The 10,546-nt window shown below is 67.4% G+C and carries 11 protein-coding genes; 2 read left to right on the top strand and 9 right to left on the bottom strand.

Annotated elements, in window-relative coordinates; translation table 11 throughout:
• Positions 1–164: 164 nt before the first annotated feature.
• From AB0B48_RS07495 to AB0B48_RS07475, 5 genes are all read right to left on the bottom strand, one after another.
• On the bottom strand, positions 165–1,196 hold the full coding sequence (locus tag AB0B48_RS07495) for a hypothetical protein (RefSeq protein WP_357197354.1): 1,032 nt from the start codon (positions 1,194–1,196) through the stop codon (positions 165–167).
• Positions 1,197–1,720: 524 nt separating this feature from the next.
• Positions 1,721–3,196, bottom strand: a complete 1,476-nt coding sequence (locus AB0B48_RS07490) for an RICIN domain-containing protein (protein ID WP_357197351.1) — start codon at positions 3,194–3,196, stop codon at positions 1,721–1,723.
• Between the two features lie 29 nt (positions 3,197–3,225).
• Positions 3,226–4,665 carry a glycoside hydrolase family 43 protein gene (locus AB0B48_RS07485; RefSeq protein ID WP_357197348.1) on the bottom strand — a complete coding sequence of 480 codons (1,440 nt, stop codon included), beginning with the start codon at positions 4,663–4,665 and terminating at the stop codon, positions 3,226–3,228.
• Positions 4,666–4,701: 36 nt separating this feature from the next.
• Positions 4,702–6,078 carry a family 43 glycosylhydrolase gene (locus AB0B48_RS07480; protein WP_357197345.1) on the bottom strand — a complete coding sequence of 459 codons (1,377 nt, stop codon included), beginning with the start codon at positions 6,076–6,078 and terminating at the stop codon, positions 4,702–4,704.
• A 316-nt stretch (positions 6,079–6,394) separates the two neighbouring features.
• Positions 6,395–6,979 carry an NADAR family protein gene (locus AB0B48_RS07475; protein ID WP_357197342.1) on the bottom strand — a complete coding sequence of 195 codons (585 nt, stop codon included), beginning with the start codon at positions 6,977–6,979 and terminating at the stop codon, positions 6,395–6,397.
• A 197-nt stretch (positions 6,980–7,176) separates the two neighbouring features.
• On the opposite strand from AB0B48_RS07475, the gene AB0B48_RS07470 reads away from it, so the two are divergent.
• Positions 7,177–7,707, top strand: coding sequence for a GNAT family N-acetyltransferase (locus tag AB0B48_RS07470; protein ID WP_357197339.1), 531 nt, complete (start codon positions 7,177–7,179; stop codon positions 7,705–7,707).
• A gap of 92 nt (positions 7,708–7,799) precedes the next feature.
• A complete protein-coding gene (locus AB0B48_RS07465) occupies positions 7,800–8,402 on the top strand; it encodes a GNAT family protein (protein WP_357197336.1) in 603 nt (200 codons plus the stop codon).
• A 47-nt stretch (positions 8,403–8,449) separates the two neighbouring features.
• Here AB0B48_RS07465 and AB0B48_RS07460 read toward each other — a convergent pair whose 3' ends face one another.
• The 4 genes from AB0B48_RS07460 to AB0B48_RS07445 are packed head-to-tail and all read right to left on the bottom strand — an operon-like array spanning position 8,450 to position 10,542.
• Positions 8,450–8,989: an SUKH-4 family immunity protein gene (locus AB0B48_RS07460; protein WP_357197333.1), complete on the bottom strand. Its 540-nt coding sequence runs from the start codon at positions 8,987–8,989 to the stop codon at positions 8,450–8,452.
• On the bottom strand, positions 8,986–9,528 hold the full coding sequence (locus AB0B48_RS07455) for an SUKH-4 family immunity protein (protein ID WP_357197330.1): 543 nt from the start codon (positions 9,526–9,528) through the stop codon (positions 8,986–8,988). The genes AB0B48_RS07460 and AB0B48_RS07455 overlap by 4 nt, the downstream gene beginning before the upstream one ends.
• A complete protein-coding gene (locus AB0B48_RS07450; protein ID WP_357197327.1) occupies positions 9,525–10,055 on the bottom strand; it encodes an endonuclease in 531 nt (176 codons plus the stop codon). Before AB0B48_RS07450 ends, AB0B48_RS07455 begins: the two co-directional genes overlap by 4 nt.
• Complete coding sequence (locus tag AB0B48_RS07445; RefSeq protein ID WP_355006354.1) at positions 10,048–10,542, bottom strand: hypothetical protein; 495 nt, start codon at positions 10,540–10,542, stop codon at positions 10,048–10,050. Before AB0B48_RS07445 ends, AB0B48_RS07450 begins: the two co-directional genes overlap by 8 nt.
• Positions 10,543–10,546: the final 4 nt, after the last annotated feature.

The raw sequence follows: 10,546 nt of genomic DNA, 5'->3' as shown, positions 1-10,546 counted from the left end.
CAGACACGCCGCTCTTCCTATCTGTACCCCGTACCTGGGCCCGTCTCGGCCTCCGGCTGCCTTATCTGCCGCTGGGTAGACCCGGCCGGGGGTGACAACGCAAACGTTGTCACCGCCGGCTCAGCACGGTGCGCTGTGCTGTGCTGGTGGACGCTGATCCGTTGCTACGCCGGCTTCACGTTCCGGGGCCACTCCGCAGCCTCCGGGAGCAGGTCGAAGATGCGGTCCATGGAGTACGGCTGGTACGTCGTCTCGGACTCGGCGATCTTCTCCCAGTCCGAGTTGGTGAACTGGAACATCCACAGGGCGTCCAACTCGAAGTCACCGTGTCCTTCGGGAAGGTGTTCGAACTCCTGCTTCATGGCGTCGACATCGAGGCCCGCACTCGTCGTGTGGCTCACAAGGTGAGAGCGCGCTGCCTCGTCGAGCATCAGCAGCTCAGCGATGGTGTGTGGCACAGGCGTCACTCCCCTGGCCAGCAGGTCACACAGGTCGACGCAGGTCTGCGCGAGCCGAACAAAGAATTCTGGCGGCTGCGCGATCAACGAAGCCGGAAACGCGACCGCGGGACCTTCGATCCCCCACATGAGGCCATCCGCCTGATCAACAAGGACCTCCGCCATACCGCACAACGACTCGTAGAGAGCAGCAGCCCAGCGAGGGCCGACGCTCCACGAGGGACATACGCAGACTTCTTCGTCGTCGTCCGAGCTCTCCATCAGGCAGCGGCACGATCCGCCGGGACCGCACTGGCCGCTGCCGGCGTCATCACCTCGGCGTTCGGCATACGACGGACAGCCGTCGCAGTAGTCGCACCCATCGGCGGGACACTGCGCGGCGGGAAACAACCCCGCCCAATCGATCTTGCTGCCGTCCCTCGGCAGGTTGGGGACGTCGAGTTCGCTCACGAACCAGGTGGCGAGGAACTGCCGTTCATCGGTGACGTCGACGCGCTGTTGGGCTGCTTGGTCAAGCCCGGCTCGGACGCTTGCCGGAAGACTGAGCCAGAGGCCGGAGAAGTTCTCCTGCCCCTTGTCTGGAGAGTTCAACAGGTTACAAATGGCGACCGCCTGGTGTGGCCAATCGAGCGTCGCGATGGCATCCAGCTCGTTGCCGTTGCCTTTGTCGACGATTGCCATGACACGCGACTTGGTGGTGGTGTGTTGGGGCACGAAGGCGATTACTTCTCTGGGCACGACAGCTCCTCCCGAGCGCGCATGAGGGCACGCTGGGCTACGAAGTAGGAACAGAGGTCCGCGCTGGTTGTCCCGGTGCTTCCGTGGACTCCGCTTCGCGGGACATCAAACTAGCATGCCTGTCAATTGCAGGACCGACCCGCGAGCCAGAGCAGAGCCGATCGCTGAGGATCCGCATCTCACTCCCCGTCGGGTGGCGATCATTGCCGGCCGTGTCACCTGGCGTACCCAAATTCTGCAGGGGCCGGGCGGCGGCGAACAGCCACAAGAAGCTGCCTGACATGTTGTTCCATATCCGGCTATTGGCATGCCCGAGAGCGCATCACCCGGTCAGGGAGCGTCGACCCCGGAGAGGTCCGGGCCGATGTACGTCAGGGAGTAGGCGCCGAAGCCGGAGATCTGCTGCGACGCTAGCTACGGAGCCGCCCCGCGCGGCCCGGACAACGACGGATTGCCGACATGCAACCCGCCGTTGTTCGGCTCGGGAAGGCCGCCACTGATCGGTCGTCACGTCGGGACGACCGTCAGACGGCGGTGCGGGACCACTGCTGGTTGGTGCCGGAGTTGCACGAATACTGCTTGATGACCACTCCGTCCGCGGTCGCCGCGGCCGGCACGTCCACGCACTTGTTGCTGTGCCGTGCCCGGAGCTGGAAGTAGGCGCCGTTGGTGACCATCTGGAACTGCTGGTTGGCCCCGGTGCCGCAGGTGTACTGGACGAGCTCGGCGCCGTCGGCGGTCGACGCGCTCACCACGTCGAGGCACTTTCCGCTGTGCCGGCTGACGATGCGCCAGTAGCCGCTGCCGGCGTCCTGGAACTGCCACTGCTGCCACGCACCACCGCCGTACGTGTACTGGCCGACGCGGGCGCCGTTGGCGGTGTTCGGCTGCTGGACGTCCATGGCCTTGCCGCTGTGCCGCGCATCGATCCGGTAGAACGTTCCCGTCGATGGTGGGGGCGTTGTCGGGCCATCGCCGACGGTGTCGCCCCACGCGTACCGGATGCGGTCGGCGCCCGAGGTGTTGCGGACCGTCAGGTTGAGGTCGGTGCCGCTGCCGCTCAGCGCGAACATCGAGTACCAGTCGTAGCCGATGGTGCCGGTCTTGCCACCGAGGGCGGGCCAGTAGGTGCCACCCATCTGGTTGTCGCGCATGACCTGGGCCATGGCGCGGATGTAGCGCACGAAGTTGTCGGTGCTGCCCGCGTCGGCATAGTTGCGGCCGTCGTTCATGGGCGCGCCGAACTCGGTCGCTACCGCGCGGGAGGCGCAGTTGCCGAGGCGGGCCTGGATGTGGCTGCGGAAGGCGTCGTAGGTCATCGCGCCGTAGAAGAAGGCGTAGTAATGGAAGGACAGCAGTGTCGAGGTGAAGCGGCTGTCGTTGCAGATGTCGCGCAGGTCCTGGCTGAAGCCGGTGCCGCCGATCAGCACCCGGCTGGGCACCGCCGAGTAGTGGTAGGTGAGCCAGTTCGCGGCGACGTCGCGCCACTCCGCCGAGCTGTAGCCGTGCGGCTCGTTCATCGGCTCGAAGTAGACGTTGGTGTTCGTGCCGTAGGTGTTGGTCACGGTGGACCACATCGCGTTCCACGCGGCGAGGTTCGTGATCCTGCCGCCGGAGGCGGCGCCGTCCTCCCAGTAGGCGAGGATGACCTTGAAGCCGCGGGCGGTGGCCGCGTCGATGGCACCTCGGTACGCCTCCCACCAGGCCGTCCCCACCGTGTGGGTGTTGATGGGCAGTCGGACGGTGTTGACCCCCATGGTGGACGCCATGTCGTCGTACAGGGCGTTGGCCTTGGCCCGCACCGTCGCGTTGCTGTCGGACGCGCTCAGGCCCTGCACGACGAGGGGGACGGTTTTGAAGTTGTCACCCAACACGGCCCAGTTCATGCCGCGGAACTGGTTGGTGGCGGCGGTGGCCGGCGTCGACGCGACGGCGACCACGCCAACCATCGCCGTCAACGCGGCCACCAGGGCGGAGAGCACCCGTCGATGTAGTGCCACAGTCGAGACTCCTTGATCAGGGGCCAGCGTCAGCTGGTCACGCGGAAGGTGGCGTCGGCACGGCTCTGCGCGTCGGGGACCGGGTCGAGTCGCAGCAGGTAGGCGTAGTGCCGGACGTAGCGGTCCGGATGGCTGTAGGACTGAAACGAGGTCCACGAGGAGTTGGCGAGACCCGCGACCTGCCGGAAGGTGGAGTCGGCGGCGAAGGTGGCGGTGCCGTCGTTGGCCTCCAGTCGGAAGTCGTACCCGTAGTGGCGCAGGTAGTGGCCCGGGTAGTTGACCGACTGGATGGAGACGGTGCCGGAGCCGACGAGGCCGGGCACCAGCCGCCACTGGCCGTCCTGCGCCGGGCTGACGTTCGGGTCGACGCGGACGTCGTAGTCGTAGTGCCGCACGTACCGGTCCTGGAAGTTGTACGACTGGATCCGGTTGACAGCGGTGGCGGGCCAGCGGGCGAGCACCCGGCTCTGTTCGGCCGCGGTCAGGTTGAGGATCGAACCATGCCGTTTCTTGGTGCCACCCATCGAGTACGAGCCGGACGCTGGCAGTCGGTAGCTGCCCGGGCTCGACGGATCGGTGGTCAGGACCGGCAGGTAGCCGCGTCCGCTGGAGTACTGGTCGAGGTAGAGAACCCACTCGTTGCGGGCATTCATTTTCATCCACATCGGGCCCTCGACCTGCGCTCCGGTCAGCCCGATGCCGGAGAGGTTTCCGAGGCTCGTCCAGGTACCGAGGATGGAGTTGCTGCCTTCGATGCCGATCTGGCCGTCCCGGGAGGCCCGGACGTAGCGGTAGGCGCCGACGCCGGTTGGCACCTCGACGATCTGGGTGTCGATGATCTCCTGGTTTCCGGGCCGATCGATGTAGACCTGTGGCGTGGTGACGCTACGGAAGTTCGTCGTCCGCGCGTAGTAGATGCGGTGCTTGGTCGCCCCGTTGAGCGGGACGTTCGTCGCCCAGTACAGGACGTAGTCATTGGTGGCGGGGTTCCAGATCGCCTCCGGCGCCCAGGCGTTGCGTCCGCCCGGGATCGCGCCGGCAACGTTCAGCAGCCAGGGTGCCGACCAGTTGACCAGATCGGTGGACTCCCACACGACGAGGTTGCGGCTGCCGTTGTTGATCGCGGCCGACCAGTCCTGGCCGCAGCCGATGCACAGGTCGGTGGCGATGATCCAGTACCGGTCGCCGTTCGGTGAGCGGACCAGGGCGGGGTCGCGCACGCCGCGGGTGCCGACGGTGGACCGCAGCACCAGCCCACCGTTGTTGAGGTCGTTCCAGCGGAGGCCATCCGTGCTGTGAGCGAGGTAGATCTGCTGGTCGGTCGACGACTCGCCGGTGAAGTGCGCCATCAGGTAGCCGACGGTCGGGTCCAGCGCGGCCGCCTCCTTCGGTGTCGCCGCCGACCAGGTGGTGAACAGCAGACAAGCGGCGACCATGACCGCGCAGAGCCGGGCGAGGACTCTCGACATGTGTCTCTCTCCTTAGCGCAGGGGCTAACCAGTCAGCTACAGGGCCGGTACGACGGGACGGATGGTGCCGTCGGTGTTGAACTCCATCCGGTCGATGGCGGTCTCACGGTTGGTGCCGTTGCCGGCTGGGACAGCGAACCGGTGGTAGGCGATGTACCAGGTGTCACTGCCGGGAGCCCGGACCACGGAGTGGTGGCCGGTGCCCTTGATGCCCAGGTCGAGGCGCTTCTGCAGCACCACGCCGCGCTTCGTCCACGGCCCGAGGGGTGAGGAGCCGGTGGCGTAGGCGACCCGGTAGTCCTCGCTGCGCGTGTCGTTCTCCGACCACATGAAGTAGTACAGACCGTTGCGCTTGAACACGAACGGCGCCTCGTTGTAGCCCGACGGGGTGATGACCCGCGCCTGCGCCGCGTCGAAGGAGACCATGTCGGCGTTCAACCGCACCGCCCGCGCGACGCCCTGCCCCCAGTACAGGTAGGACCGCCCGTCGTCGTCGGTGAACACCATGGGGTCGATCGTCTGCCCGCCGGAGAACTGGTCGCTGCGGATCAGCGGCCGGCCCAGGGCGTCACGGAACGGCCCGGTGGGACTGTCGGCTACCGCCACGCCGAGCTGTTTGGCGGTGTTGCCGCTGGCCGCGCCACCGCTGAAGTACAGGTAATAGCGACCGTTGGCGCTGGCCACCGCCGGCGCCCAGGCCGAATTGTCCGCCCAGGACACGTCCGGTCCGTGGTCGAGGATCACGCCGTGGTCGGTCCAGGTGACCAGGTCGGTGGAGGAGAACGCCTTGTAGTAGGTGCCGACCCAACTCGCGTAGCCGTCGGTGGTCGGGTACAGGTAGTAACGGCCGTTGAACACGGCGATGTGCGGATCGGCGAAGAGGCCCGGGATCACCGGCCCCTTGGTGGTCCTGGGCGCCCACGGCGCGACGAGGCGGAAGGAGCTGTCCGCCCGGAAGGCGGCCGTGTCCTGGTAGGCGTCGAGCCAGAGGGCGAAGTCGCGGTGCCGGATCCGCCGGGTCGGGTAGTTGTACGAGGCGAGCGCCACCGAACCGCTGACCGAGCCCTCCACAGCGCAGAAGGTGGCGTCGGCCCGGAATGACGCGTCGCCGGTGTTCGGGTCGACCCGCAGCCGGTAGTCGCGGTGCCGCAGGAACAAGCCGGCCTTCGTCTGGAAGGAGTAGCAGGCCGGCGACGCCAGGCCGTTGACCACGGTGAAGGTGGCGTCGAGCTTGGTCTGGTTGGCGCTGCCGGAGGTCACCGGGTCGAGCTGTCCGAGGTAGTCGATGTGGCGTACGTACCGTCCGGCTTGGTTGACCGCCTCCAGCGAGACGGCGCCGGTCGGCAGTGTGGCGGCGTGCGCCGACCCGTCGGCCACCACCACGACAGCCGCGGCGGCCACGGCGGAGAGCACGAGGAGCGCACGTAGGCGGGCGGCGGATGCTGTCGGCAGCGATGCCGCTGTCCTGCGCCATGGAACCACCGCCCCAGCCCCTCTCGCAAGGTCATCTATGTTAGCGTTAACACATCCGGCAGTGTCCGGGCCAAGGCCGGGAGGCCCTGGCGACGGGTTCGGAGTCTCCGCATGCGGTGCCTCTGGCCGCGTCGCGACACAGGCACAATGTGTTCGGTTCGTTAAGTTCGCGTTGCGGACAAGTGTTAGCGATCGCATCCACGAGTGTCAAGGCATCGATCCTCGTGGCTCCCCCGGCACCTGGCGAAGCCGGTTGTCACGCTCGACCCGCACCCTGAGCGCCGTGATCCCCGAGCACCTCACGCACCTGCATGAGCGCGAAGCCGAGCAGGTTGAGCCCTCGCCAACGGGCCGCGTCGCCGGCGGCCGGATCGTCACGGTTCAGGCCGATACCCCAGATCCGGTCGAGAGGGCTGGCCTCCACCAGGACCCTCTGCCCGGTAGCCAGTAGAAATGCCCGGAGCGCCGGATTCTGGTCGAATTTCGCACGGTTGCCGGCCACCACGATCGCAAAGCGGTGTTCGCTCCAGGTCTGCTGATCGAAGCCCGCGACGCGTCCTCCCAACGCCTTGGCGGCATGGGGATGCGGCGCGGCAAGAATCTGTTCCGCCATCGCGCGGTCGCCGAACAGGGTGGCCTTGCGCCACATCATGAAATGCTCCGCGGTGGCGAATCGCCGCTTGTCGACTGTGAACGGGCTAGGCCACCACTGGCTCAGGCAACCTGATCCGACACCTCCGTCACGCTCGGGCTGGTGCCCCCAGAAGAACAGGAACCTGACCCGATGACCCTGCGCCTGCGCAGCGGCCAGATCCCCGACGCTACGAACGGATGCCAGCATGATGGCGAGTGTGCGGCACCGACGCTCCGCGTACCCCGCATTTTCGTCCGTGACGACCGGCTCCGCGCCGCCAGGCCGGCGCGCCCGGGTGGGCGGCGCACCGGGGACATCCGGAGCGCCGCGACTCGATTCCCCTCCGCCCGGTGACGAAGCATCGACAGACCGGGGTCGACCAGTCCTCGGATTACCATTCGGCCATGGACGACACCATCCGCGGCGTACGCATCAGACACGGTGGCCCGGCCGACGCACCTGCCGTGCTGGACATGCTCGACTCCGCGGTGGTCTGGATGAACGACCGCGGCAACACCGAGCAGTGGGGCACGACGTCGTTCTCGGAGAAGCCCGAGAGGGTCGAACAGGTCGACCGGTACCTGACCGAGAGCCTCCCGTACATCGCGGAGGTGGACGGGACGCCGGCCGCAGCCCTCGTGTTGGATTCGGGGCCCGACCCCCGGGTACCGATCTCGCCTGCGGCAGAACCGGAGCGGTTCGTCCGCCTCCTGGTCTCCGACCGACGATTCGCCGGCCGGAAACTCGGGTCGGCCCTGTTGGCGCACGCCGTCGAGGAAACCCGGCAAGCCGGCGTGCGACTGCTACGGGTCGACTGCTGGGCGGGCGGCGGTGGCGAGTTGGTGGCGTACTACGAGCGCCACGGGTTCACTCCCACCGAAACCTTCCTGGTTGGATCCTGGCCGGGGCAGGTGCTGGCCCAACGGGTCGACTGAGCCGCGCGCCCTCTGCCAGCGAGGGTGGGGCTGGAGCCATCGGAGCGATATTCGGGCGTCTCGCCGGGCTGCGTCCACTAGCGTCCCGCCTCATGGCGAACACCACAGTACGCACTGAACGCCTCGAGCTTCGCCCGGTGCGGGACGAGGACATCGACCGGATCCTGGAGTACCGCAACCTGCCGCAGGTCACACGCTGGCTACTCCGCACGCAGGTCGACCCCGCGTCCTTCCGCGCGGCATGGCGACGCGCGGCCGCGAACCCCGACGACCACAGCATGGCGGCCACCCTCGACGGCGTGGTGATCGGCACCGTCTCACTCGACGTCGTCGACGGCATGGGTCAACCCGGCATGCCACCACGGACCGAGGCCCACCTGGGCTACATCTTCGATCCGGCCTACGGCGGAAACGGGTACGCGACCGAGGCCGTGACCGCTGTGGTGGCGTACGCATTCGACCGGCTGGGCGTTCGGAGAATCACCGCCGGTTGCTTCGCGGACAACCTCGCCTCGGTGCGAATCCTCGAGAAGGTCGGCATGCGTCGTGAACAGCACGGCGTCGGCGATTCCTGGCACGCCGAACTGGGCTGGGTCGACGGCTACACCTACGCCCTCATCGCCGAGGCACGGCATCGAAAGGGACCACCGCCGGAGCACCCGGCCGCGTCCATGCCGGTGCCGCGAGCGCGGTGAACCTACAGCGTCACGGTTGGACGACCCGCGTGGCGGCGGCGAGGAGGCTAGCCGCTGGTGGACTCCAGCTGATCGAAGGCCAGGCTCCACCACGACTTCGGATCGGCGAACGCGGACGAGTCCACGCCCATCAGTTCCTCGCGGATGGCGGCGGCGCGGGCCGCGCGGGCCCGACCGCCCGGGTCCGTGGCGATGAGCCCTCCGAGCCGGTAGAGGAACTCGACGAACGCGGCGAAGGTCGCGTTGACCGCCTCGAAGTTGGGGGTCTCCAGGTCCAGCAACACGACGGCGCCGGTCAGCGCGTCGAGGCAGAAGAGCAGCTGCGGGTCCTCGGGCGAGCTGCCGAGGACGATGTGGATGCGCGGGCTGGCCTCGCCGATCTCGATCTTCAGCTTGGAGAACAACTCGATGCCGGACACGTCGACGTCGACGGTGAACAGGATCGGCACGTCGACCGGGATGGCCCCGAACGGCGGGAAGACCTCTGGCGTCAGCGGGCCGAGGACGTCGTCGAACCGGTCGACCGGGAAGTAGATCATCCCATCGGCGCCCCAGAGCGCCGTGAGCTCCTCATGTGTCGCGGTCAATCGTCCGCCTCCTCGTCATCGTCACCGGGCGTGGTGAGACCGTGCTCGTCGAGGAAGCCCCACCACTCGTCGTCGTCGAAGCCGATCTCGCCGTAACCGGCGCCGAAGACGTAGTAGGCGAGGAACGAGTCGAGGTCCGGCGCGACGTCGAGGAACATCTCACGCATGAACCACTCGTCGGTGGTCTCCGCCGGGAAGTACCAGACCGCACCGGTGTCGCGTCGCATCAGCAGCGGCTCGTCGCTCAGTGTGCCGATGACCAGCCACTCGGCGGGTTCGTCGGCGACGCCGGTGAACTCGGGCATCTGCTCGAGGTAGTACTGGATGTCGTCGAGATCCGCGACCGCGGGCAGGTCGAACGCGCCGGCCAGGATGCCGTTGGCGGTCTCCAGCAGCTCCCGGACCGGCTGCGGCAGCTCGGCGGGAATCTGGTCGGCCGGAGCGCCCTCATTGATCTGTGCCCACGCCAGCGTCGCCGGCTGGTCCGCTTCCAGGTCGGTACGCAGCTCCGCGATGAGCTCCCGCAGCTCGGGATTCAATCCACTACCTCTATTCGGATCGGTGTGCCGTCGGGCAGGTTCTTGATCTGCTGCCAGATTTGCCCGCCGACATCCCAGTTTGTCTGACCGTGCAGGAGCTTCAGATTACTAACGTCGTCGGCGCCGCCAAGTTGCAGCTCCCACACATGGTCCGGCTGCTGCTTGCGGAGCCGGGCGGCGAGGGCGTTCGCCATCTTCTTGTCGTGGGGCCAGTACTTGTCGAAGATCTTCTGCCGAATGCGCTTCTTGTAGTCGGCCGTGATCTTCTTGTCCCGAGCGACCGGGTTCGCCTGCTTGAACAGCTTGCCCTCGTCGCTGAGCTTCTTCAGCGCGTTCATCTTGCGGTCGAACTGTCCGCGCGCGTGGAACGGCTTGCGCTGCACCTTGATCGTGACCTCGGGCAGGCTGTTGTTGCGCACCACCGGCTTCGCGGCGGCCTTCTTCACCGCCGCCCGGACGCCCTTGCCGACCTTCGGCTTGGCCGCGCCGCCGCGTTTCTTCGAACTCTTCGGCGCCCTGCTAGGCATCCAGGAGCTCCTGGATCACCTGGTCGATCAACAGGCCCACGATCTCCCGCGTGATCATCTGGAAGATCGGAACCTCGGCCAGCGATGCGCCGAACGTGACGACGGCTGTGGCGATCGCCTGCGCCACGGCGAAGGCGAGGATCGCCAGCTGCACGATCACCTGGATCTTCAGCGCGAGCACGATCGCAGCCGCGATGATCAGGCCGGTGCCGATCAGCATCGCGGCCTGGGAGTAGTCCGAGAGGGTTCCGGGACCGCTCTCCGGGTTGGCCCACCACTTCTGGAACGCCTGCATCGACTCGCCCTGGTGCTGCGACCAGATCGCCGCCGCAGCCGTTCCGGCCTGCCCGGAGGCCTCGGCGACCGTGCCGGAGAAGTCCAACCAGGCCTGGCCCATCTCGAACAGCTTCTCCTCGTCGGCCTCAGGCCAGGTGTAGCCGATCCAGCTGAGTGCCGTGATCAGCTCGCCGGGCAGTTGGAGCCCCATGCCG

The organism is Micromonospora sp. NPDC049089 (assembly GCF_040648775.1).
In the GTDB taxonomy this organism is placed as follows: Bacteria; Actinomycetota; Actinomycetes; order Mycobacteriales; family Micromonosporaceae; genus Micromonospora.
Note: the sequence above shows the minus strand (reverse complement) of the source record. Positions and strands in the feature narration are given on the sequence as shown.

Bases quoted from the DNA above. Each gene is read 5' to 3' on its own strand.
- AB0B48_RS07445 (WP_355006354.1), bottom strand. From the start codon at position 10,542: ATGGGGCTCCAACTGCCCGGCGAGCTGATCACGGCACTCAGCTGGATC.
- AB0B48_RS07485 (WP_357197348.1), bottom strand. From the start codon at position 4,665: ATGTCGAGAGTCCTCGCCCGGCTCTGCGCGGTCATGGTCGCCGCTTGT.
- AB0B48_RS07465 (WP_357197336.1), top strand. From the start codon at position 7,800: ATGGCGAACACCACAGTACGCACTGAACGCCTCGAGCTTCGCCCGGTG.
- AB0B48_RS07450 (WP_357197327.1), bottom strand. From the start codon at position 10,055: ATGCCTAGCAGGGCGCCGAAGAGTTCGAAGAAACGCGGCGGCGCGGCC.
- AB0B48_RS07470 (WP_357197339.1), top strand. From the start codon at position 7,177: ATGGACGACACCATCCGCGGCGTACGCATCAGACACGGTGGCCCGGCC.
- AB0B48_RS07475 (WP_357197342.1), bottom strand. From the start codon at position 6,979: ATGCTGGCATCCGTTCGTAGCGTCGGGGATCTGGCCGCTGCGCAGGCG.